Origin of the sequence: Flavobacterium cyclinae (assembly GCF_021172145.1) — a bacterium.
GTDB lineage: Bacteria > Bacteroidota > Bacteroidia > Flavobacteriales > Flavobacteriaceae > Flavobacterium > Flavobacterium cyclinae.
In genome coordinates, this window is the sequence record NZ_CP089095.1 from 1,121,302 (window position 1) to 1,143,671 (window position 22,370).

A 22,370-nucleotide genomic window follows, 5' to 3' on the forward strand; every position below is an offset into this window, starting at 1 on the left:
AATAGAAACTCCGATGAAAATCGGAGTTTTTTTATTTTAGTCTTTCCAAAATGCCTTTTCGTTTTACAATATTCTTGTAATCCCACTGAATTTCTTGTGCTTTTTGTAGCCAAGTTTTTAAATCGGTAATATCTATTTCGTTAACCGAATTATAAAAAATAGAAGCATCTTGAAATTTTGTTCCTAAAACATTGAGTTTAGTTTCTTCAAATGACTTTCCGCTCCAAAATAGCAATCGGATGCCTTTCTTTTGTTTGCTGTAACCTACAATCGGATTTTCTTCTAAAAACCAGACAGGATGTGCATGCCAAATTTTATTTTCTGCTTCGGGTAATTGTAAGTTGATTTGTTCTGCTAATATATAACAGATTAATTTGTCTTCTGCAGATTGCGAGTTATTATATGCCTGAATATCTAGATTCATAAAACTATTGTTTCAACCAAATGTAATAAAAAACTCCGAGAAGTCTCGGAGTTTAATAATAGTTTTATTTTGAAATAACACATTTAAAAGATCGGTGAAAATCCGTTAAATCTATGTTATCTGTGTTCCAAACAAATTAAAACCCATTTACAATAGCTAAAAAGTCATCTGCTTTTAAAGCAGCACCACCAATTAAACCACCATCCACATCAGGTTTTGAAAAGATTTCTTTGGCGTTATCTGGTTTAACACTTCCACCGTATAAAATAGTCAAGTTGTCTGCAATATCGAAACCGTACACTTTTTCTACTAACGTTCTAATGAATTTATGCATTTCTTGTGCTTGTTCCGGAGAAGCGGTTTCACCTGTTCCAATAGCCCAAACTGGTTCGTATGCTAAAACAATATTCGCCCAATCTTTTTTTTCTAAATGGAATAATCCATCTCGTAATTGATTCTCAACAATATTAAAATGGTTATTAATTTGTCTGTCTTTTAATTCTTCTCCAAAACAGAAAATAATTCGCATTTCATGTTTTAAAGCGGTATCCACTTTACTTGCCAATAAAGCATCGGTTTCATGAAAATACGCTCGTCTTTCACTGTGACCTAAGATGACAGTGTTAACTCCAATATCAGTCAACATAGAAGCTGCAATTTCGCCTGTAAAAGCGCCACCTTCTGCTTGATGCATGTTTTGTGCAGCTACTGTAATTCCTTTCCCATTGGTTATTTCAACAGCTTTTGATAAGTTAACAAACGTTGGTGCTACAATAATTTCAGTAGTTGTATTAGGTTTTTTTGCGATAATTTCTTCTAGTAATGCAACAGTTTCTTTTTGTGTTTTGTGCATTTTCCAATTTCCGGCAACGATATTTTTTCTCATTAGATTATGATTTTTAATGAATTCAAAAGTACTAATTTGAATACTTTTTTGCTAGTTGATTGCAATAAAATTACGCAAAGGTTTGCGAAGATTCGACATTTATTTAACCTTGTTTAATACTTCTTTTATTTTGTCAAAATCTTTTTCAATAGCTCGATATAAAACAATTTTACCCGTTTTGTCCACTATTAAATATCTTGGAATCCAATCAACGTCTAATGATTTTCCGAATGTTCCTTTCATATTGTCACCAATGAAATAATTTTCACCTTCCACTTCATATTTTTCAATTCCTTGAATCCATTTTTCAACTGTTTTGTCAAAGGATAAGTTTACAAAAACAACGTCTTTACCATAAGTTTGGTTTAATTTTTTTACTTCAGGCATGGCTTTTACGCAATCGGAACACCATGAAGCCCAAATTTCTATAAATATTGTCTTTCCTTCATGTTTTTTTAAGATTTCCTGAAAAGAAATTGGTTGGTCTTCAGTTGTTTTTAAAACATAATTCAAACTTTCATTTTTAAAGCTTGTTTCTTCTTTTTGTGCACATCCTAAAACGCTGATTAGCATGGTTGCTAAAACGAATATTTTTTTCATATTTTACTTTTTTAGGTTAAAAACACATAGGTACATAGTTTTTAGTTTAATTACTATGTATAAAAGTTTTACAGAATAAAATCTTTGGATTTTATCACATTAGATATCGCTTTTAACTTTTCTATGTTGCTATGTGTTTAATAATTATTTTTTTAATTCCGAATACGGTTTTTTAATTAATTTTTTGAATTCAGCTCCGTTGAATTTATTTTCATTAATGCCGTCGTAGTATTTGAATTCGTTACCATTCCAAAGATATTTTACTCCAGGTGTGTCTCTGCCATCTCCTAATTCCGTCCAAAACGGAATTACATCAATCATTTTGTATGGGAATTTAGTACCTGCAAATTCAAAGAATGTTGGAACTTTTTCAGGCTCTTCATTCATGAAAATCACATAAATAGGAGGGAAATTCTTGTCTTTTTTACGCATTTCGTTCAATTCTTTTGCGGTATCCATACAATGGTCGCAACCTGGTACAAAGTAGCACAGAATTTTCTTATCGGTATCAATTCCTGGAAAATATTTCTCGTAACCCGATTTTACTTTTGTAGGAGTTTCTTCAGCTTTTTTTACATCAACTTCAGGATTTTCAACTGTTGGAACATTTGTTGTTGGCACTTCAGTTTCTGGAATTTCAACTGTTAATAAAGATGTAGAATCTGCAACAACGCCTAAATTTTCTTGAATTTCAGAAGTTGGTTCTTCCGTAACTTTTTCAACAGGGCGAATTGGAGCCAGCATAAAAAGGGCTAAAACACAACCCAAACCAACCGATTTCAACAACCAAAAATTTGATTTTCCGTCAGCAGGTAGTAATTTGATTAACCAAATTAACAATCCAATCGCAATGATGTTTTTAATGATGGCTTCTACTGGAGTCATTGGTAGTAATTCTCCAAAACAACCACAGTTTCCTGAATTTCCACTAATGAAAGTCGTGTAACTTAAGTGAATTACAAATACCGATAACAATAATATTGTAGCCGGAATCGTAATTTTTTTCAAGTAATCTTTTAATAAAATTGCAATTCCAAGGGCAAATTCAATTCCGATTAAAATTCTTGAAAAATAAGGAGCAAAACCTTCTGAAAATCCTAATGGATATAATTGTTTTACTTCAAACGTAGAAATTGCAAAATACGGCGATGGATATAATTTGGCTACAGCCGAAACAATAAATAAGGCAGAAATAATAAGGCGTAAAATCCAACTTAAGTTTTCTTTTTTCATGCTTTTTTTGATTTTTGATAAAAATACAATTTACAAAAAAGGTAATGTGTTAACGACTTGTTATTTATTTTCCATTAATATTAAAGCGAAAACTGAATAGTTAATCATGTCCTGGTAATTCGCGTCAATTCCTTCTGAAACTAAAGTTTTTCCTTTATTGTCTTCGATTTGCTTTACGCGAAGTAACTTTTGAATGATTAAATCGGTTAACGAACTAACTCGCATATCGCGCCAAGCCTCGCCATAATCGTGATTTTTATTTTCCATCAAGGCTTTCGTTTCCGCGATTTTTTCATCGTATAATTGTACCGCTTCATCAGCCGACATATCAGGTTGATTGGCAACTCCTTTTTCCATTTGAATCAAAGCCATCGCACAATAATTGATAATTCCTATGAATTCAGAAGTTTCATCTTCGTCCACTTTACGTACTTCATTTTCTTGTAAGCTTCTAATTCTTTGCGCTTTAATAAAAATTTGGTCAGTTAAGGAAGGCAAACGTAAAACGCGCCAAGCGGTGCCGTAATCATGTGCTTTTTTTGAAAATAAATCGCGACAAACCGCTATAACTTTATCATATTGTTGAGAAGTATTCGACATTATTTGCTGTATATTTGTGTGAGAATTTTCAAAAGTAAGGAATTAACTCAAAATGGAAAAGAAATTAAGATGAATATCAACTGCAATGGAAATTTAATCGATTTAACCACTCCAAAAGTGATGGGGATTTTGAATGTGACGCCCAATTCGTTTTACGATGGTGGAAAGCATAAAGAAATCAATTCGATAATACATCAAGTGGATAAAATGCTATCGGAAGGAGCTGATTTCATTGATATTGGAGCATATTCGAGTAAGCCAAGTGCCGAGTTTGTTTCGGAAGATGAAGAAATTAATCGTTTGGTTCCTATTGTAAAATCATTAGTTGAAACCTTTCCTAATATTGTTTTATCAGTTGATACATTTCGAGCTCATGTTGCAAAAGCAGCAGTAGAAAATGGAGTAGCTTTAGTAAATGACATTGCCGCAGGTTTGTTGGATGATAAAATGTTGGAAACTGTTGCCGAATTGAAAGTGCCCTACATCATGATGCACATGCGAGGCAATCCTCAAACGATGCAAAGTTTGACAGATTATAACGATATTGTTAAAGAAATGATTTTCTACTTTTCAGAGCGAATTCAAAAGGCGAGAAGCTTTGGAATTTCGGATATTGTGATTGATCCTGGATTTGGTTTTGCCAAAACATTGGAACAGAATTACGAAGTAATGCATAAAATGGAGTTGTTCGAAATCTTAGAGTTGCCAATATTAGTAGGAGTTTCCAGAAAATCCATGATTTATAAAGTATTGGAAAGTTCGCCACAAGAAGCTTTGAATGGAACTTCTGTTTTAAATACGATTGCATTACAAAAAGGGGCAAAAATTCTGCGAGTTCACGATGTAAAAGAAGCGGTGGAATGTATAAAATTAGTCAGTAAATTAAAATAAAGAATGAAGAAATTAGTTGCTATTGTTGCTTTAATAGGTTTGTTTTCTTGTAATAAAGAAGAAGTATTGTTACCACAAGAAAATGTTTCGGTTTTAAAAGAAATGACCGATCATTCACCCATCTATATGTTTTTTAAAATAAAAGAAAATCCCGATTTTAAAGAGAAAATGGATACCATTGTAGAAGTAAATCGCAAGAATTCAATCTCTTCAACCAATTGGGTTTTTAATATCGACAAACGTTTGCCGTTGAAATTAGTCATTCCAGAAGTGATGCATTTACAAGACAAAAAGAAACGCAGTTCGCATTCAAAAGAAGGTACTTTAAACGTTTTTACTTATTCCGATAGCGTGGCGAAGAATTTGGCTTTTTTCCCATTTACAGATGTGGAATTCAAGTATAGAAATCATTTTTCAAAATTCTTTATAAAACAACATGCCGAACATTACAGAAATTACCACAATTTCACTGTAAACTTCAATAAAGACAATAGAATTACAGTTGATGGAGTGGAAGTTTCAAGAGAAGAATTTGCCAATTACATCAAAGAATTTGCCGATTTTACTAGTGATGGAAAAATCACGATGCTACATTTGAATTTCGATAACCGTCTAACGTATGACCAATACATTCAAAATAAAATATTGGCTTGGAAAGCAACGAATAATGAAATTCAATTGTCTTCTTTCGAGTTTGTGTACGATGAGAAGAAATTGCCAGAATGTGGGTGTAAGTTATAGTTGGGAGTTTGAAGTTGGGAGTTGGGAGAATTCAACTAAATAAATTTGATTATTATGAAGATTAAATATTTAATAATAATTCTTGTACTTTTTCTAGGTTTTTTCGTCAATGGTCAAAATAGAAGTGTTTATGGTAAAGTGATCTCTGAAGATTTAGAACCGCTAGCTGGGGTGCAAATAAAAAATTCTGATAATGAACTCCTTGGAGAAACGGATTTTGATGGTCGATTTAAAATTATCATTTCACAAAAAAATGATAGTTTATTGTTTCGCTTCACAGGTATGGAGTTTGCTGACATTAAGTTGAATGAAGATTGTGAAAATGTTGAAGTTATTATGATGCATTATGTTATATATGATTTTATTTCGTCAAAAAAAATAGACAGATTACGAAAGAAAAGATTTAAAAAGTTGAATGAAAAACATTTACTTGCAACGGACAAGGGAATTTTTCAGAATAAACAAAGCTGTTATGTTAGAAATTTTAAACCAATTCAACCAGATTTAGACAGAAAAGGGAAGTAGTTTAAAAATAAGATAGTATATAATAAATCAGTTTATCGCTAAGTATTACTATACATTCTCTTTCAGAAGAACATTTTTCTCTTTAAAACTAATAACTAATAACTCCCAACTCTCAACTCTCAACTCCCAACTCCCAACTCCTAACTCCCAACTCCATCTTACTGATGATGATAAGGTTCATTTCTCAAAATCGTAAACCCTCTATAAATTTGTTCGATTACAAACAATCGTACCATTTGATGCGAAAACGTCATTTCGGATAAGGAAACTTTGCCTTGTGCTTTTTTATAAACGGTTTCACTAAACCCGTATGGACCTCCGATGACGAATACTAAGGTTTTAATTCCGGCATTCATTTTCTTTTGCAAAAAGTCGGAGAAACCAACGCTGCTAAATGTTTTGCCGTTTTCATCTAATAAAATTAATTGATCGGTTGGGGTGATTTTTGATAAAATCAATTCGCCTTCTTTTTCTTTTTGTTGGGCTTCGGATAAATTCTTTACGTTTTTGATATCGGGAATGATTTCCAAATCAAATTTCACGTAAAAAGACAAACGCTTGGTATAGTCATCAATTAAAGATTGAAGCGCTTTATTGTCTGTTTTTCCGATAGCGATAAGACGAATATTCATAGGATTTATTTTTGCAAAAATAGTTGCGTAAAACGAAAAATCACTCTTTTTGGAGTGATTTTCAATATTAGTTAATTTTTTCAGCTTCTTTTTCAGGAGTATCAATTTCACAAGAATAAGAGAACAGTTTTTCTTCTTTAATTATGGAAGCTGTTCCTTCAGGAAGCATTTCTTCCCAACCCGATTCTCCGTTACAAATCATTTTTAATACATGTCTTGAAAAAATATCTAAATTCTTTTCTTCAAAATCTTTTATATCAATTACTTTTCCATTGAACTTAAAGAATTTATACAATTCTTTCATTCTAGGATGTACTTTTAAGTTTTCAGATGTAATAATGTTGCCATTTTCATCCTTCATTGGGTACAAGTACACTTTTAAATCGCGGTAGAATAATTTTCCAAAAGCTTCTAAAATTCCACCTGATAAATGGCGGTAGTATTTTTCATCAAAGATTTCAACTAAGTTATTTACACCCATAGCTAATCCCATACGAGCTTTAGAATAATTAGAGAAATATTCAACTACTTTGAAATACTCTTGGAAGTTAGAAATCATTACGGTTTGACCTAGTTTACAAAGTAACTCAGCTCTATCTAAGAAATCACGTTCGTCAATTTCACCTTCAGCTTTTAAATTGGAAAGTGTAATTTCAAAAACCACAAAAGTATTGTCTTTATCTACTTTATTTTCTTGTATAAACATTTCATAGGAACGTTCATACATATCCATATTAACTTTAGTAACCGGTCTAAAACTTCCTCTTAAAGCCAAGATGTTTTTCTTATATAGTACAGCAGCAGGTAATATATTTTTACCATCAGGGCCAAACATTACGGCATCCGTCATTCCGTTTTTAACCAATTGTAAACTCATCAAACGATTGTCAACATCAGCAAAACGAGGACCAGAAAAGTTAATAGTGTCTATTTCTAATTGGTCTTTATCCAAATGGTCATACAAATAGCGAAGTAATTTTTTTGGATCGTTGTATTTGTAAAACGCACCATAAATTAAATTTACCCCTAAAATACCAAGTGTTTCTTGTTGTAATTTAGCATCGTTTTCTTTAAAACGGATGTGAAGAATAATTTCGTTATATGCTTCATCAGGCTCTACTTGATATACAATTCCTACCCATCCATGCCCTTTGTATTGTTTAGCAAAATCAATAGTAGCAACAGTATTGGCATAACTAAAAAACAATTTGTTCGGATGTTTATCTCTACTTAAACGTTGCTCTACCAGATTGATTTCATGAGTAAGCATTTTTCTTAGTCGACTTTCCGTTACATAACGGCCGTCTTTTTCCTCACCATAAATAGCATCACTAAAATCCTTATCGTATGCCGACATAGCTTTTGCAATGGTTCCAGAAGAGGCTCCAGCTCTAAAGAAATTACGAACGGTTTCTTGTCCGGCTCCAATCTCAGCAAAAGTTCCATAGATACTTTCGTTAAGATTAATTCGTAAGGCTTTGTCTTTGATGGATGGAATTTGCTCTATCGCTTTATCTCCTCGAACTTTGATGTCTGTTACTATACTTTTCATGAAATCACCTTTGGGGCTTTGTATATCAAATTAAAACTCTATTGGCAAAGTTAATCATTTTGTAAATAACACCATAATTATTATTATTTTTGTGCAAAACTTTATGATTTGAAGGTATATTTTTTAGGAACAGGTACGTCTCAGGGAATTCCGGTTATTGGAAGTCAGCATTCTGTTTGTTTGAGTTCAGACGAAAAAGACAAACGACTGCGAGTTTCCGTTTGGGTTGAAACTGAAAAAGCCTCATTAGTTGTTGATTGTGGACCTGATTTTAGACAACAAATGCTAAATTCAAAATGCCAACATATTGATGCTTTATTGTTTACACACGAACATGCCGATCATACGGCAGGTTTAGATGATATTCGTCCTTTTTTCTTTAAACAAGGTGCAATTCCAATTTATGCACACCAACGCGTGTTAAAAAATTTAGAAAGAAGATTTGATTATATTTTTCAAACCGAAAATAAATATCCTGGAGCACCTTCTGTCGTTGAAAATGAAGTAAAAGAAGACCAATCCTTTTCTGTAAATAACGAGAAAATAGTTCCAATTAATGCCATGCATGGTACTTTACAGGTTTTTGGCTATCGTATTCAAGATTTTGTGTATTTAACGGATGTAAAAACAATAGAAACTTCAGAAATAAATAAGATTAAAAATTGTAAGGTGTTGGTTGTAAATTGTTTAAGAGAAGAACCACATGCTACTCATTTTAATTTAGAAGAAGTATTACATTTTATATCTTTGGTGCAGCCAAAAACGACCTATTTAACGCATATCAGCCATTTATTTGGCTTTCATGAAGAAATTCAAAATAAGTTGCCAGAACATGTTTTTTTGGCCTATGATAATTTAGTAATTAATATGTAAGATTTATGAAGAATGTTATTTTGTACGCTTTGATTTTCTCATTATTATTTAATGTATTCCAATATGTGAATTCGACTAAAATTTTAGATGCAAAGCAAAAAGAAATGGATCATGTAAAGACCAATTTGCTTACTTCAAGAGATTCTGTAGCTGCTTTAGCAAATGCTAATTACTTTGCTTTGGAAAGTGATGAAGATGCGCAAGAATATTTTTATTCGAATAATTTAGACTATAAAAAAGTAGGAATTAAAGTAAAGGAAGACTTAATTTCATTAAACGAAAATAAAAACGGAAATCCTTTAGTTCCTTATGATCCAATTGATGGAAAACCATTTTTAATTAACACTTCAAAAACCTTAAATCACCGTTGGATTATTGCCGAATTTTCAAATGGAGATTTATGGGGACAAGTATTATTAAAATATTTTGTAGAAGAAGGAAAAGTTACCCAATTTGAAACCGTTGAAACGGTGTTATACTAATCATTACTAACCTACATAGTTTTTACAATGGCTACAACACAAACTAAAACCAAATTAGAATATTATTTTGATGCATTTCGAAAAGACATTATCGGAATCAATCAAAACTTTATTTCTCCTTTTGGGGAAAAGAAAATCATTTACACCGATTGGACGGCAAGTGGAAGATTGTATCGACCTATTGAAGAACGATTGATGAATGATTTTGGACCTTTTGTAGCCAATACACATACTGAAACATCTATTACAGGTACCGCAATGACCATGGCGTATCATGAAGCGCGACATATTATCAAAAATCATGTTAATGCCAATGAAAATGATATTTTAATTACCGATGGAACTGGAATGACAGGAGTTGTAAATAAATTCCAACGTATTTTAGGACTTCGCATTCCAGAAAATTTAAAAGAGTTTACTACTATTCCAAAAGCGATTAAACCGGTAGTTTTTATTTCTCACATGGAACATCATTCGAATCAAACGTCTTGGTTAGAAACCATTGCCGATGTTGAAATTATTCCTGCAGATGAAAACGGCTTGTTTAGTATAGAAAATTTAAAAATTTTATTAGAAAAATATAAAGATAGAAGTTTTAAAATTGCATCCATTACTTCATGCTCCAATGTAACCGGAATTAAAACCCCATATCATGAAGTAGCAAAGTTGATGCATCAAAACAACGGCGTTTGTTTTGCTGATTTCGCTTGCTCGGGTCCGTATGTAAGTATTAACATGCATCCAGAAGATCCAGAAAGTTATTTGGATGCTATTTTCTTTTCGCCACATAAATTTTTAGGAGGGCCTGCCACATCTGGAGTGTTAATTTTTAATAAAAACTTATATAAAAATAATGTTCCCGATTGTCCTGGTGGAGGAACCGTTAGCTGGACCAATCCTTGGGGAGAGCACAAATACATCGATAATATTGAAGATAGAGAAGATGGAGGAACTCCTGGGTTTTTGCAAGTAATTAAAACGGCATTAGCTATCCAATTGAAAGACAAAATGGGCGTTCAAAATATTTTGGAGAGAGAACATGAATTGGTAGATTATATTTTTGAAGCTTTAGGGAATATTGAGAATCTTCATATTTTAGCTAATCAGCATCAAGATCGATTAGGAGTTATTTCCTTTTATATTGATGATTTGCACTACAATTTAGGTGTTAAATTATTAAATGATAAATTCGGAATTCAAACGCGAGGAGGTTGTAGTTGTGCGGGTACTTACGGACATTATTTGTTGCACGTTGACCAAGAAACTTCACATGATTTGGTTTGTAAAATTACTTCGGGTGATTTAATTCAAAAACCTGGATGGATTAGAATGTCAATACATCCAACAACAACAACCGAAGAAATTGAATTTGTTTGTAATAAAATAAAAGAATTAGCGGCCAATCATAAAGAATGGAGTGCCGATTACGAATACAATCCTCGAACTAATGAATTTATTCATAAAAATTTCAAAAGCGAAATCAAAGAAAAAGTAAACAGCTGGTTTCAATTATAAAAAGGAGTATCTTAAAAGTCTTAATTATAGACTTATTTCAGTAACACAATATAAGACTTTTAGGATATTTTACTTTCTGGTTCTATAATGGTTTTCCAACGCTTATGTGTCCATAAATAATATTCAGGAGCTTCGTAGATTTGTTGTTCTACAAGAGCTAAAAAGCGATCTGTAATCTCGTAATTAGGTACAGATGTAGCATCATCAGTTAACAATTCAAAACTAGCTTCATAATACCCTCTTTTTACTTTTTTTACTTTTAAAAAGATGATATTCATATCAAATCTTTTGGCCAACATTTCGGCACCCGTATGAACTGGAACCACGTGTCCCATAAATGAAGTAAAATGATAAGCTGCATTTGGTCTTGGCGATTGGTCGCTTGCAAATCCGTATAAGCTTAATACTTTTTCTTTGTAGTTGTTGTTAATTACCGCAATAGTTTCCCTTGTCGGAATTAGTTCGGCTTTGAACTTAGAGCGAATTCGTTTCACTAAAGCATCAAAATGAGGATTGGCTAATTTTTTATAAATACCGTATCCTTTAAAATTAGTGTAATAATTCATTGAAATCACCCATTCATAACTAGCATAATGAGCACACATTAAGGCAATACTTTTGTTTTTCTTTTCCAAATCATAATACACATCCATATTGGTAAAAACAAAACGTTTTTCCATTTCTTTTTGCGAAATACTCATGGTTTTTATCATTTCCAGAAACATATCGCACATATGGCTGTAAAATTTCTTTTCAACAGATAATCGTTCCTTCTTTGATAAATGGGGTAGTGCTAATTTTATGTTATGACGAACTACCTTTTTGCGATATCCAATTATTCTATAGACTAAAAAACAGACTGCATCAGAAAAAAGATAAAAAATAGGGAAAGGGAGTATAGAAATTACCCATAAAAAAGGGTATATAATGAGATAAATTACTAATTGCATTTCAAAATTTTTTACAAATATACTTTTTTACAAATAAGTTTATTCTGAAAACTATTCTTAATTTTACAAAAAAATCACCATGAACATTGTATTGTTATTAATTCTAGTGGCTAACGGACTTATAAGTTTTAAAGGATTTAATGATACTTATTTTTTTAGAAAATACGAATTTCATATTGGGAGTATACGATCTGGTGAACAATACCGAATGTTTTCTTCAGCATTTTTGCATGTAGATAGTATGCATTTAGCATTTAACATGATAACGCTTTACATGTTTACGCCTTTTGTAATTAATCATCTTGGTTCCTTGTATTTTGCTTATTTGTATTTAGGAAGTTTAGTTGCAGGAAATTTACTTACCTTATTTTTTCATAAAGACGATTATTATTACAGAGCAGTTGGGGCTTCAGGAGCTGTTACGGGAATCATTTACAGTGCTATTCTTTTAGAACCCAATTTATATGTTTATGTAATTATTCCAGGATATGTTTTTGGATTTTTATACTTACTATTTTCCATTTATGGCATGAAAGCTAAGAATGACAACATAGGTCATGTGGCACATTTTGGAGGTGCAATTGGTGGTTTTGGACTTACGTTAGCAAAAAATCCCCATTTTATTACTGAAAAACCGATAACCGTTATAGCTTTGATAATTCCTATTGTTATTTTATTTGTTTTAGCTAAAATGAAGAAAATTTAAGAATAGTAAAAAATTATTTGGGTTAATTTTCAATTTTTAAATCAGGATTAATCAAATAGAATACGATTTTTTTAAAAACAGTTAAGTAAGCTGACCAGTTTAATTTTCTTATACATTAAAATTTGATATCTGCTATTTTTTCGTCTTTGTAATATAATTCAAAATCTGAATTTATATGATCAACCAATAGTGCAAAAAATAATTCAGCGGTAAAATTTTTATACGACGTTTCTCCAAAGTATAAAATACTTTTTTTTGGATTTTTTTCTGTCCCAAAGTTAATAGGTAATTCTAAGTTCATATAACCATTAACATCATAGTCATAAAAATAATCTTTTTCAGACGGATCGTAAGGAGGTGCATCTAGCAAAGGATATCCATTTTTGTTAAGCAATTCTGTTTTTAGAAAAGGAATTAATTCAGGATATCCAATAAAACCTGTGTAACCTTTATAATCGGCTAGGCGATATCGTATTTTGTTTTTAGTATCTAAAAGTGAAAATGCACTTAATTTAGTTCTATTATCAGCTGTAGAATTAATTTTAGACTTAATCATTATTTTTTGTAATTTGTCACTAGTTACTTTAAGTTGGCGTATACCCACTACACTAACATTATCAACAATTTTTACTTTTTTAATCTCAATATTAATTCCATCTTTTGTAGAAGTTTGTGAATAGCAAATAGACGAAATTAGGAGTAAAATTAACTGGATTTTTTTCATTTTTATTATTCTTTTACAGCATCTTTTTGATTTGATTTGGAACGTTTTTTTATTAAGTATTTCTTTAATGCTATTAACTTGCTTATAAGTATTTCCAAAAGAAATTGTTAATTAATTATTGACTCTAAATTAACGGTTAGATTTAAGTAGGCTCCAAAATTTTTAGATTTATTATTTTCTGAATCAATAGTGTTAGTTAAATTAACTTCTGGAAGTAATTCAATTCCAAAATGTTTTGCGAAATTAACCCCAAAACCAAATATTCCTCCGAAATTGATTTTTTTATAAAAATTATCATTTTCTTGACCATCAAATTTGGCATTTAAAATATTAGTCATTCTAAAACCACCAATTAAGTAAAACCCCTTATTATATTCTTTATTTACATCGAATTTCAAAAGTGTATGCAATTGTAAAGATTTTATTTCAGATTCTTTAAATAAATATCCTACTACTTGATTCCCATTTATTAGATAATAATTATCTTCTTTTACGCTATTATATATCAAGTTTCCTCTAATACCAAAACTATTACTTAAACTATAATCAATAAAACCTCCAAAATTTACATTACTATATCCAGCCCCTGCATTTATTGGACCGTTTATTTCAACATCATATGCATTAAATCCTAGAATAGTTCCATAACTAAAATTTTGAGCATTTGAAAAGTTAAAAAAGAAAGAAAAGATAATAATAAGAGTAATTTTTTTCATTTTAAGGATTTAGTTTTTATAATTACATTTGGATTTTAAGTTAGATAATCATGAAGTTATCTTCAAAGTAAACTATTCTTGAATATAGTTTTTATAATCTTAAACCAATACCAAATTTTACTAAATTAACATTTGTATTAAAGGTAGTATTTGGAATTCCATTTTCTTCTTGAAGTTTAGTAAAGTCAAATTGTCCATTCACAAAAAGTTTACTTGTAATGTCATAAGATAAACCAAAATTTAAGTTAATCCCAGCTTGAGTGTCATTTAAGTCTGAAATATCAAATCCATTATTGGTTCCAGTTGCCTTGAATATTATAAAACTATAGCCAAGTGAAGTATATGGATGGAGCCTCTTAATATTTTTGATGTTGAACTCACAAAATATTTTAGGTTGAATTGGATAAGCATAAATTTTATAATTCTGTGATGAATTAATTTTCGAATTATTATATTTTAAAAGGCCTGCATTTAAAGCAATTCCAAAATCTAAAATATTTTTATCAATAATTTTATATTTCCCTCCAATATCAACTATACCTGTGTAATTTTTTCCAATAAAATTATTGTCGGCAGGGATAGGATAATTTAGTTCAATACTAAGTTTGGATTCTTGAGAAAATAAAGCAAAATTTAGATTCAATAATAAAATAAAAAGTGTTTTTTTCATGATGTTTTTTAAAAATTACTTGTGATTGTATTTTTATAAATTAGCTTAAGGCATAAAGTTAATGTTTTTTCGATTTAGTAAATACACAAATTAATTATTCAGTGAATTTGAACCAAGTCAAATCATAATAAATAAGTGTATTTATACATTGTTGGTAAAAGTATTTATTTACATTTTTTTACATAAGGAATTATTTTTGAAATTTATGATTTTCTATTGATAGATTATATTCTACTTCAATTATTATCACTATATTTTGGATATTTTTTATAAATTTAATTGTTTTCGTTTCATTTATTTTTTTCATCTCAAAATGGTTTCCATCGGTTTGAGATTCAGTTATATTATTTAATCAGAATTTACATTTAACTTATTAGAAAGTCAGATTAATTTGTGAATAGTTGATTAACAATATAAATTAAGAGACTTTAGAAATAGTTTGTTTCATGTTTATAAGGTTTTTTTAAATTATTTTCAAGGGTTTGCCATTTAAAGTAGTCAATTAAATTTAAGGCAAAAAAATCCAAATGTAATATTACTTATGGAATTTTCGAAATAAATTCCGAATGGGTATTATTCATTGCAATTACAATAATTAGCTGTAAAAAGCTATTGTAATTACCTTTCAAAAAATATTGACTTATTCTCTGCTTGATTATAAATCACCATTTTATGTTTTGTCAGAATTTTGATTTTAAACTCATTACTAAATGATTTCAAAATCAAGTCATCTCCAAGATACTTAATTGTCAATTTGTCTCTTGATACTTTCCAAGTAAATTGATCAATAATTTCACTTTGAGAATTTTTTGAAGTTCCGGTATAGTCATTTTTAAAGTTAATCTTGAGTTCGCCAACAACTCCTGAGTTTTTTTGTCGGTAAAGATTTTCTCCTATTTTTTCAGTCAATTGAGTTTTTTGATATCTCCATTCTCCTAAGATTTTTTTCTCATTTGAATTAGTAATGCTAAATAAATTTATGACAAAGAAAAGTGTGATTATTATCTGTTTCATTTGATGATTTTAAAACAATATTAGACAAATTTTAAAGCTAGAATTAATGACTTAAAGCAACACCAAACCCTTACAAATATAATAAAACATTCTATTGAATAGTAAGTTTTATGTAAGAAAATACGGAAGAGGCTTTTGAAGCAATACCTTTCTTAATGAAAACTCTTCATTGTTGGTTATTGTACAAATTTTACAAATGTTTTTCCATTAAATTTCCATGTTCCATTTTGGTGTGTTCCAAGCCAAAGGTCACCATTGTTGTCTTTGTAAATGCTGAATAAAGTAATGTCTTTTGAATTCTCTTGAACTACGTAATGAGTGATTTTCGTTCCATCATATTTCCAAACGCCATCTAGATAGGTTACAAACCACAAATTATTATTGTTGTCTCTTACTGTTGAAAGATATTCATCCAAATTGCTAGCAGTTTTCCCATCTAAACCACCTATGCTTTTATGTCGGGTATAAAATTTATTGCTTTTTAATGTGGTGCTATCGTACACACTATAACGATATTCCGTATTGAACCAAAAGTCACCATTTTTGTCTTCTGTAATTGAACGCACACCGTTTGCACCTTCATCGCGAAATTCTGTCACATCTTCTTCTGTTATCCATTCAAACGATTTTCCATCATATCTACATACTCCAACAGGGTTAGAGCCAAACCAAATATTTCCTTTACGGTCTCTATAAATGCTGTAGATTTCAAATGGATTTGGAAGATTAGGTGGTTTAGGTAATTGCAATTCATATAAAGTAGTTCCGTCATAACGATATACTTTTTCATTTCCATAAGAATGTTTGAACCACATATCTGTGGAATTGAGTTTCCAATCATTATTTGGTATTGCCTCCAATGTTGTAAATGTATTTCCGTCAAATTTACTTATTGTAGAATTTGGATGACTACTTGTGAAATATAAATTGCCTGATTTATCTTCTTTTATTTCATCAATTCTATTGTTTGGCAAACCATGTTTTGTTGTATAATTAATCAATTTTTTTCCATCGTATTTATATACTCCTGTTTCCCAACTACCAAACCAATAAATGTTTTTACTGTCTTGATAGACCACCATTATGCTTTTTCCAAGTTCTTTTACGATGTCGCCTTTTATACCTTGGTTGGTGTTTTTGTTCTGATTTGTGGTATGTCCATTGCATGATGTCAATAGAGTAAAGGTGCTAAGAAATAAAAGTAGGTATAATCTCATAGTTGTCTTTTTGAAGATTGAAAATGTTGTCATAGAATTTCCACTGACTAGTAGTAGGTAACATATAAAAGCACCAAACCACTACAAATATAACGAAACATTCTATAGAGTATGGGATTATGCAAAGGAATCTTGAGAAGTAGTCATTGAAGCAAACCGCTGTTATGGGCTGGTTTTATTAAAAGCTTTCAATGAATTTATAATTTTTCCAACTTTTTCAATTTCGGTTTCTTTTAACTTTGTATTATTTTCGGGGTTCAATAAAAATGAACAAACAAACAATTTATTTTTATAAAATAATTGCCAATAATACATTAAACCGTCCTGAGATTTTTCTATATACTTAAATCCAATATAACCATTTTGAGTAATAATTTTTTCGGCGTTTTTAAGACTCTTGTATTCCTTTTCAATATAATGGTCATCAATGTTTCTATCTAATTCAATTACAGTAATTCTTAAATTACCAGTCCAATTTTCTGTGTCAAAGAATGCATTTACATTTTTTTCGTCTTCGTATTCAGCCCATTTTTCAGGAAGTATTATTGAGTATCCAAATTCGGAAATAAAAAGATTGTTCTTTGGTTGCGAATTACAACTCATAAACAAAAACGATATTAAAAGAATTGTGTATTTCATTTCTGTATTAAACTTGCCCATAACGTTATGTGGCTTGCTTTCAGTGGCTTTGAACCAACACCAAGCCATTACAAATATAACAAAACATTCCATTCAGCAGCGGATTTTCCGTAGGAAAATCCGAAAGTAGCCATTAAAGCAAACCGCGGTTAGTGGCTGTTTTTTATATTCAGATATTTTTCCCTAAGATCTTTACCAGCTTCTATATATTCAACGTTTGGATTTTCTAACACATTCTCTTTTTGAGAAACAATAAAAATTGAATCAATGAAATTCTCTCCATATTTTCTGCTAATTTCATTATTCATTTCGTCTTCATAACAATAAGGTTTGAATCCTGGCATTCCTATATCTCTTCTCAAATATTCTTTTGTTTGAATCCCATATCTTTTAAGCTTTTCTGTCATTTTTTTAAATTCTCTAGGATGATAACCAAAATAAACGAGTTTTCCATTTTGAATGTCTTCTTTGGCTCTTGATTTTTGGTTTGTGCAAAAAGTGTCTATAACAGTTACGTTCAAGTTATTGTTTTTTATCCACATTTTAAAATAAACTTCTTCGCTGTATACTATAAGCTTTCCATTTTCATCATACTTTTTTAAATCGTCTTTCTTTTCAATTTTTTTCTGATTACAAGAAATTAGAGCGAATGTAATAAGAAAAAATATTCGAACTTTATGCATGTTTCTTATTTTTAGGTTTTCGGTAAAATTGCCACTAACGGTCTCGTATAACCGTCAGTTACGGGTTAATATGCGTTAATTTTCGGTTTAGCACAGACGTTAGCAATTCCGAGTGGATTCGGACGTAGTCGAATCCGCCGTAATTGCGTTATACATTGTTGGCAATAGTATTTATTTCCATTTTTTTATATCTGGAATTAATTCCGAAATTATTTCAGTGTCTGAAATAAAAATAACTTTATTCAGTTCGGATTTTTTACTTGTTTTATATACTTTAATATTCAAAAGTTTATTTTTTGAGTCGTAATAAAAATTCATCGTATCAGTTTCTCCAAATGATGTCAATTTAAATTTTGGATTAAGTTCTTTTGCAAGTTTATGAAATCGATGATTATCTATTGATTGTTTACTTTCAATTTCTATCATTGTCACAATATTTTCAGTATTGTAATTGAATTTAATTGTTTCCAATTCATTTTGTTTTTTAACCTCAAAATGGTTTTCAGCTGTTTGAGATTCTGATATGTTTTCGATTCCGAATTTCTGTTGAACTTCTTCGTAAGTCAAATTAATTTGTGAAAAGCTAATTAATGATATAAATAAAGATATTATTGTAATGATTTGTTTCATATTCATTAGGTTTCGATATTATTGCCAACGTCCTGCGGCTTGCTCTCAGTGGCGTTGAGCCAACACCAAGCCATTACAAATATAACAAAACATTCCATTCAGCAGCGGATTTTCCGTAGGAAAATCCGGAAGTAGCCATATTTTTAAACCGCTGTTAAATGCAGTTTTATATTTTCGGAACTTAAAAGACAACGCAACGTTTATCCACAAAGTTTGGTTTTCGGCTTTCCATTGTCACGCAAACTTGATCTGTCGCGCAAAGTTTGGTTTTCCGGAATGTATTTACAACACAAAGTTTTTCGACAAAGTTCGGTTCAGATTTCACTTGTCACGCAAAAATTTTCGGCAAGTTATCTTTAAAAATATCAAACGGAAAAATAGGAGCGAAGCCTTCTGCGAAAGTTCGGAAAATATATTGCATTTAACGGTCCTTGACTAGCTGCTGTTGTGGTGTTTAGTTACTAGCCAAACCAAATATACGAACACTTTCGGATTTTCGGAGAAAATTCGGAAGTAGGCGAGAAGCCACAATAACAGCTAACCAATGTTAATAACAGATTTTTTTATTCAACAGTTTTCCAATTCGGATTTTTTTCTGTAACCCAAGTATAGAATTGAAAATCTAAATCGTTTCTATCACGTTTCCAATTGTCATTTTCAGAATTTGGATTATCATAAATATAATAAAAAGAGTTGCTTTTAAAATTATAAGCAATAATTAAATCATATAAAAATCCTCCAATATTTTCATTTCCTTGATAATATGGAAGTGTTATATAATCTTCACCGTTTATTTGAGTTGTTCCAAAATTTTGCATTTTAGCAAATTGTCTATTAAATTTTGCATTTAATTTTTTTTCTAATTTAGATTTTGCAGTAAAAAATATACCTTCTAAAAATTTGTCACCGTCAATAAAATTTGGGTTAACTGTATCAAAATTATGTACTAATAGAAATTGATTGTGATAACCTGCACCACTTCCACAAACTTTTGCGTTTAAAGCATAAGTTTCTTCAGTTAATTTAAGTAATTCAAATTCCGCAATTCCTTCTTCTGCGGTTTCATTGAAAAAAGAATTTGGACTATTAAAGTTTTTCTCAATTTCCTTTAAGATTTCATTTTTTGTTTTAGATTTTTTTATAAAGTTTAAAACTTTTTTAACATCTAATTCACTACATGAAAAAATATCTTTATCAATTATATTTAGAACCGCTAGTTTTAAATCTTCACTTTGTGAAATTTTTTCTACAAGTGATAATGCATAAAATTGTCTCAAAAAATCAACAGAATTTTCTTCAGTTACCAAATTTTTGGTTTTAAAAAGTTCGTCCGTCGAAATTAATTCAGTTAATTCAAATTCAGAGTTTTGACAAATTACATTTTCTGATAAAAGTAGAGAAAGCGTAATCACTAAAGTTTTTAGAATAGAAATTTTCATATAAAATTAATTAATTAAAACCTACTTTCAGATTTTTTGGTCGCTGTTTCGGTATTTCCGACCTAGTTGTCAAAATTTGTTGTTAACGTTTCGCGGCTTAAAAATGTGGCGTAAATGCAACACCAAGCCATTACAAATATAACCAAAACTTTAAATTAAACAACTGCGCCATTTCAAAAATTCCCGAAACTAGCCATATTTTTAAACCGCTGTTGTATACAGTATAATATTTTCGGAACTTAAAAACTCAACGCAACGTTTATCCGCAAAGTTCGGATTGTCACGCAAAGCATATTTTCACGCAACGTTTAGTTTCAGGTTTTAGTTTAACAGCGAATTTTCCCGAAAACTTAATTTCAACACAAAGTTTATCGACAAAGTTCGGTTCGGATTTCACTTGTCACGCAAAAATTTTCGGCAAGTTATTTTTAAAAATATCAAACGGAAAAATAGGAGCGAAGCCTTCTGCGTAAGTTCGGAAAATATATTGCATTTAACGTTTTACGGCTTTGCAAGGTTGCGGACTAAACAAACTCAAAATTTTGGTTTAACATTGAACTCAAAGATATAAAACTAACTTTAAATTAAGCCCAAAACCCGCAATCTTGCAAAACCTGTGTTAGCAGATGGTTTTATTATTTAAGTTATCTATAATATTTTATACTTTCACCATTATAGTATCCAATTCCATCATTTTTGGTTAGAAATAGAATTTCTTTTTCACTTATAAATTCAAACTTAATCACATTTAAATGTAAACAATAGTCTTTCTCATATTGTGAATTACAAGTTAGTTTTGGACTAAAAAATAGTTTTTTTGAAAAAGAACAATCTAAATTATTTAAAGTATAAAAACCTTTAGAGCTAAAGAAGTAAAGTTTATTATCGAATTTATTAAATGTAATTGGTCCTAATTTATTAATTTCATTCTCGGTCAATATTTTTTCTCTCAATTCTCTGTCATCATTTTTAAATCCCATAAAGTTTCTCGCAAAAGCAAACTTATATTTTTCATCTTCAAGAATTTCCTTATCAAAACATGATTTATAATAATCTTTTTCTTTTTTTGAAATTTTCACGATTGTTCCATCAACATAATAATGAAAGTCTTTTTCGGTAGCATAAATCATTGTATGACCACCTCCACTTGAAGTTATGAATAAGTCGTCGGTATTATTATAAGCAACTCCTTTAGCTACACTTGAAATACTTAAATTATATGGATATTTATAAATTGTATCTCTTTCTGTTACTTTAATTATTTCTGGATATTTTTTCTTTAATTTTGTGAAATAGTCATTTCTGTCTTTATATTTAACCTCTTCATCAAGTCTTAACCAATGATCGTAAATGAATTCTTTTTTATTTAAATCAAAAAAGCAAACATTTCCTCCCCATTCTCCTTCATCATAGGCAAACCAAATAAAATTCATTTTATCTAAATAAATGTAATCAGGTTCAATTAATATTGTTCCAGTGTATTTTGCTCTAACTTTTCCATAAAAATTGGTTTCCCTTTTAGGTATATAATTTTTTTTGTTGTAGTAAATAGATTTGTTGGAATATATTATATATTCATCTTTTGTATTTATTAATACAGAAAATATTTCTGCATCGATTTTCTCAATCTGTTTAATTTTATGTTTGTTATTTAGTATAAATATTTTTCCATCTTTACTTCCAAAGACTAATTCGTCATTTGATTTTTTCGCAATTGCAGTAATGTTATTTTTAATTAATTTGAAATTATCTTTTTTTAAATCAATTTCAATTAAATCATTATTTTGAGATATAGCATATAACTTATTTTTTACTGACACAAAATCTTTATATTCGGAATACATTAATTTTATTTGAGTTATTGAACCGCTATCATTTTGAAAATTACTTTGTGCAATTCCCAAAAAGCTGAAGAGGCAAAAAAGATATTTAATATAGAATTTCATTTAGGATATTTTTTACGCTTTTTTGGGGAAACTATCTGCTAACTTTTCGCGGCTTAAAAATGTGGCGTAAATGCAACACCAA

General features: G+C 30.0%; 25 protein-coding genes. 7 read left to right on the forward strand and 18 right to left on the reverse strand.

Annotated elements, in window-relative coordinates; all coding sequences use genetic code 11:
- Positions 1-31 precede the first annotated feature (31 nt).
- The 5 genes from LOS86_RS05355 to LOS86_RS05375 all read right to left on the reverse strand — a co-directional run bounded on the left by LOS86_RS05355 (position 32) and on the right by LOS86_RS05375 (position 3,743).
- Positions 32-424 carry a DUF1801 domain-containing protein gene (locus LOS86_RS05355; RefSeq protein ID WP_231843595.1) on the reverse strand — a complete coding sequence of 131 codons (393 nt, stop codon included), beginning with the start codon at positions 422-424 and terminating at the stop codon, positions 32-34.
- A 136-nt stretch (positions 425-560) separates the two neighbouring features.
- A complete protein-coding gene (gene tpiA / locus LOS86_RS05360; protein ID WP_231843596.1) occupies positions 561-1,310 on the reverse strand; it encodes a triose-phosphate isomerase in 750 nt (249 codons plus the stop codon).
- Positions 1,311-1,409: 99 nt separating this feature from the next.
- Positions 1,410-1,910 (reverse strand): TlpA family protein disulfide reductase, encoded by a 501-nt coding sequence (locus LOS86_RS05365; RefSeq protein WP_231843597.1) that lies wholly within the window; start codon positions 1,908-1,910, stop codon positions 1,410-1,412.
- A 144-nt stretch (positions 1,911-2,054) separates the two neighbouring features.
- Positions 2,055-3,143, reverse strand: coding sequence for a MauE/DoxX family redox-associated membrane protein (locus LOS86_RS05370; protein ID WP_231843598.1), 1,089 nt, complete (start codon positions 3,141-3,143; stop codon positions 2,055-2,057).
- Between the two features lie 60 nt (positions 3,144-3,203).
- Positions 3,204-3,743 (reverse strand): DUF1599 domain-containing protein, encoded by a 540-nt coding sequence (locus LOS86_RS05375; RefSeq protein WP_231843599.1) that lies wholly within the window; start codon positions 3,741-3,743, stop codon positions 3,204-3,206.
- Between the two features lie 69 nt (positions 3,744-3,812).
- Between LOS86_RS05375 and folP the strand changes: the two genes are divergently transcribed.
- From folP to LOS86_RS05390, 3 genes are read left to right on the forward strand one after another with little or no spacing between them, the layout of a single operon-like run.
- On the forward strand, positions 3,813-4,634 hold the full coding sequence (gene folP, locus LOS86_RS05380; protein ID WP_231843600.1) for a dihydropteroate synthase: 822 nt from the start codon (positions 3,813-3,815) through the stop codon (positions 4,632-4,634).
- Positions 4,635-4,637: 3 nt separating this feature from the next.
- Positions 4,638-5,375, forward strand: coding sequence for a hypothetical protein (locus LOS86_RS05385; protein WP_231843601.1), 738 nt, complete (start codon positions 4,638-4,640; stop codon positions 5,373-5,375).
- A 54-nt stretch (positions 5,376-5,429) separates the two neighbouring features.
- Positions 5,430-5,900, forward strand: a complete 471-nt coding sequence (locus tag LOS86_RS05390; RefSeq protein ID WP_231843602.1) for a peptidase associated/transthyretin-like domain-containing protein — start codon at positions 5,430-5,432, stop codon at positions 5,898-5,900.
- 158 nt (positions 5,901-6,058) lie between these two features.
- Here LOS86_RS05390 and rlmH read toward each other — a convergent pair whose 3' ends face one another.
- Both rlmH and LOS86_RS05400 read right to left on the reverse strand, forming a co-directional pair.
- Entirely contained in the window at positions 6,059-6,532 is a 474-nt protein-coding gene (gene rlmH / locus LOS86_RS05395) for a 23S rRNA (pseudouridine(1915)-N(3))-methyltransferase RlmH (RefSeq protein WP_231843603.1), read from the reverse strand.
- 67 nt (positions 6,533-6,599) lie between these two features.
- Positions 6,600-8,084, reverse strand: coding sequence for a TonB-dependent receptor (locus tag LOS86_RS05400; RefSeq protein WP_374107581.1), 1,485 nt, complete (start codon positions 8,082-8,084; stop codon positions 6,600-6,602).
- Positions 8,085-8,192: 108 nt separating this feature from the next.
- On the opposite strand from LOS86_RS05400, the gene LOS86_RS05405 reads away from it, so the two are divergent.
- From LOS86_RS05405 to LOS86_RS05415, 3 genes are read left to right on the forward strand one after another with little or no spacing between them, the layout of a single operon-like run.
- Complete coding sequence (locus tag LOS86_RS05405; protein WP_231843604.1) at positions 8,193-8,957, forward strand: MBL fold metallo-hydrolase; 765 nt, start codon at positions 8,193-8,195, stop codon at positions 8,955-8,957.
- 5 nt (positions 8,958-8,962) lie between these two features.
- On the forward strand, positions 8,963-9,439 hold the full coding sequence (locus tag LOS86_RS05410; RefSeq protein WP_231843605.1) for a hypothetical protein: 477 nt from the start codon (positions 8,963-8,965) through the stop codon (positions 9,437-9,439).
- 27 nt (positions 9,440-9,466) lie between these two features.
- A complete protein-coding gene (locus tag LOS86_RS05415) occupies positions 9,467-10,954 on the forward strand; it encodes an aminotransferase class V-fold PLP-dependent enzyme (RefSeq protein ID WP_231843606.1) in 1,488 nt (495 codons plus the stop codon).
- Positions 10,955-11,013: 59 nt separating this feature from the next.
- On the opposite strand, the gene LOS86_RS05420 is transcribed toward LOS86_RS05415, so the two are convergent.
- Positions 11,014-11,904 carry a lysophospholipid acyltransferase family protein gene (locus LOS86_RS05420; protein WP_231843607.1) on the reverse strand — a complete coding sequence of 297 codons (891 nt, stop codon included), beginning with the start codon at positions 11,902-11,904 and terminating at the stop codon, positions 11,014-11,016.
- Between the two features lie 79 nt (positions 11,905-11,983).
- Between LOS86_RS05420 and LOS86_RS05425 the strand changes: the two genes are divergently transcribed.
- Positions 11,984-12,610: a rhomboid family intramembrane serine protease gene (locus LOS86_RS05425; protein WP_231843608.1), complete on the forward strand. Its 627-nt coding sequence runs from the start codon at positions 11,984-11,986 to the stop codon at positions 12,608-12,610.
- A 115-nt stretch (positions 12,611-12,725) separates the two neighbouring features.
- Here the strand turns inward: LOS86_RS05425 and LOS86_RS05430 are convergent, their stop codons facing one another.
- The 10 genes from LOS86_RS05430 to LOS86_RS05475 all read right to left on the reverse strand — a co-directional run bounded on the left by LOS86_RS05430 (position 12,726) and on the right by LOS86_RS05475 (position 22,288).
- Positions 12,726-13,334, reverse strand: coding sequence for a hypothetical protein (locus LOS86_RS05430; protein ID WP_231843609.1), 609 nt, complete (start codon positions 13,332-13,334; stop codon positions 12,726-12,728).
- A 107-nt stretch (positions 13,335-13,441) separates the two neighbouring features.
- On the reverse strand, positions 13,442-14,050 hold the full coding sequence (locus LOS86_RS05435; RefSeq protein WP_231843610.1) for an outer membrane beta-barrel protein: 609 nt from the start codon (positions 14,048-14,050) through the stop codon (positions 13,442-13,444).
- 91 nt (positions 14,051-14,141) lie between these two features.
- Positions 14,142-14,720 (reverse strand): outer membrane beta-barrel protein, encoded by a 579-nt coding sequence (locus LOS86_RS05440; protein WP_231843611.1) that lies wholly within the window; start codon positions 14,718-14,720, stop codon positions 14,142-14,144.
- Positions 14,721-15,338: 618 nt separating this feature from the next.
- The gene (locus LOS86_RS05445) at positions 15,339-15,734 is read right to left on the reverse strand and encodes a lipocalin family protein (protein WP_231843612.1); all 396 of its coding nucleotides are present in this window, start codon (positions 15,732-15,734) and stop codon (positions 15,339-15,341) included.
- 176 nt (positions 15,735-15,910) lie between these two features.
- Positions 15,911-16,951, reverse strand: a complete 1,041-nt coding sequence (locus LOS86_RS05450; RefSeq protein ID WP_231843613.1) for a ligand-binding sensor domain-containing protein — start codon at positions 16,949-16,951, stop codon at positions 15,911-15,913.
- A 162-nt stretch (positions 16,952-17,113) separates the two neighbouring features.
- Positions 17,114-17,683, reverse strand: coding sequence for a DUF3805 domain-containing protein (locus LOS86_RS05455; RefSeq protein WP_231843614.1), 570 nt, complete (start codon positions 17,681-17,683; stop codon positions 17,114-17,116).
- 56 nt (positions 17,684-17,739) lie between these two features.
- Entirely contained in the window at positions 17,740-18,273 is a 534-nt protein-coding gene (locus LOS86_RS05460) for a hypothetical protein (RefSeq protein ID WP_231843615.1), read from the reverse strand.
- Between the two features lie 171 nt (positions 18,274-18,444).
- Positions 18,445-18,903 carry a hypothetical protein gene (locus tag LOS86_RS05465; RefSeq protein WP_231843616.1) on the reverse strand — a complete coding sequence of 153 codons (459 nt, stop codon included), beginning with the start codon at positions 18,901-18,903 and terminating at the stop codon, positions 18,445-18,447.
- A gap of 563 nt (positions 18,904-19,466) precedes the next feature.
- Complete coding sequence (locus tag LOS86_RS05470) at positions 19,467-20,342, reverse strand: hypothetical protein (protein ID WP_231843617.1); 876 nt, start codon at positions 20,340-20,342, stop codon at positions 19,467-19,469.
- Between the two features lie 644 nt (positions 20,343-20,986).
- Positions 20,987-22,288, reverse strand: coding sequence for a hypothetical protein (locus tag LOS86_RS05475; protein WP_231843618.1), 1,302 nt, complete (start codon positions 22,286-22,288; stop codon positions 20,987-20,989).
- Between the last annotated feature and the right edge of the window lie 82 nt (positions 22,289-22,370).

Coding starts and splice junctions, on each gene's coding strand:
- LOS86_RS05355 (WP_231843595.1), bottom strand. CDS start 424: ATGAATCTAGATATTCAGGCATATAATAACTCGCAATCTGCAGAAGAC.
- tpiA (WP_231843596.1), bottom strand. CDS start 1,310: ATGAGAAAAAATATCGTTGCCGGAAATTGGAAAATGCACAAAACACAA.
- LOS86_RS05365 (WP_231843597.1), bottom strand. CDS start 1,910: ATGAAAAAAATATTCGTTTTAGCAACCATGCTAATCAGCGTTTTAGGA.
- LOS86_RS05370 (WP_231843598.1), bottom strand. CDS start 3,143: ATGAAAAAAGAAAACTTAAGTTGGATTTTACGCCTTATTATTTCTGCC.
- LOS86_RS05375 (WP_231843599.1), bottom strand. CDS start 3,743: ATGTCGAATACTTCTCAACAATATGATAAAGTTATAGCGGTTTGTCGC.
- folP (WP_231843600.1), top strand. CDS start 3,813: ATGAATATCAACTGCAATGGAAATTTAATCGATTTAACCACTCCAAAA.
- LOS86_RS05385 (WP_231843601.1), top strand. CDS start 4,638: ATGAAGAAATTAGTTGCTATTGTTGCTTTAATAGGTTTGTTTTCTTGT.
- LOS86_RS05390 (WP_231843602.1), top strand. CDS start 5,430: ATGAAGATTAAATATTTAATAATAATTCTTGTACTTTTTCTAGGTTTT.
- rlmH (WP_231843603.1), bottom strand. CDS start 6,532: ATGAATATTCGTCTTATCGCTATCGGAAAAACAGACAATAAAGCGCTT.
- LOS86_RS05400 (WP_374107581.1), bottom strand. CDS start 8,084: ATGAAAAGTATAGTAACAGACATCAAAGTTCGAGGAGATAAAGCGATA.
- LOS86_RS05410 (WP_231843605.1), top strand. CDS start 8,963: ATGAAGAATGTTATTTTGTACGCTTTGATTTTCTCATTATTATTTAAT.
- LOS86_RS05415 (WP_231843606.1), top strand. CDS start 9,467: ATGGCTACAACACAAACTAAAACCAAATTAGAATATTATTTTGATGCA.
- LOS86_RS05420 (WP_231843607.1), bottom strand. CDS start 11,904: ATGCAATTAGTAATTTATCTCATTATATACCCTTTTTTATGGGTAATT.
- LOS86_RS05425 (WP_231843608.1), top strand. CDS start 11,984: ATGAACATTGTATTGTTATTAATTCTAGTGGCTAACGGACTTATAAGT.
- LOS86_RS05430 (WP_231843609.1), bottom strand. CDS start 13,334: ATGAAAAAAATCCAGTTAATTTTACTCCTAATTTCGTCTATTTGCTAT.
- LOS86_RS05435 (WP_231843610.1), bottom strand. CDS start 14,050: ATGAAAAAAATTACTCTTATTATTATCTTTTCTTTCTTTTTTAACTTT.
- LOS86_RS05440 (WP_231843611.1), bottom strand. CDS start 14,720: ATGAAAAAAACACTTTTTATTTTATTATTGAATCTAAATTTTGCTTTA.
- LOS86_RS05445 (WP_231843612.1), bottom strand. CDS start 15,734: ATGAAACAGATAATAATCACACTTTTCTTTGTCATAAATTTATTTAGC.
- LOS86_RS05450 (WP_231843613.1), bottom strand. CDS start 16,951: ATGAGATTATACCTACTTTTATTTCTTAGCACCTTTACTCTATTGACA.
- LOS86_RS05455 (WP_231843614.1), bottom strand. CDS start 17,683: ATGGAATGTTTTGTTATATTTGTAATGGCTTGGTGTTGGTTCAAAGCC.
- LOS86_RS05460 (WP_231843615.1), bottom strand. CDS start 18,273: ATGCATAAAGTTCGAATATTTTTTCTTATTACATTCGCTCTAATTTCT.
- LOS86_RS05465 (WP_231843616.1), bottom strand. CDS start 18,903: ATGAAACAAATCATTACAATAATATCTTTATTTATATCATTAATTAGC.
- LOS86_RS05470 (WP_231843617.1), bottom strand. CDS start 20,342: ATGAAAATTTCTATTCTAAAAACTTTAGTGATTACGCTTTCTCTACTT.
- LOS86_RS05475 (WP_231843618.1), bottom strand. CDS start 22,288: ATGAAATTCTATATTAAATATCTTTTTTGCCTCTTCAGCTTTTTGGGA.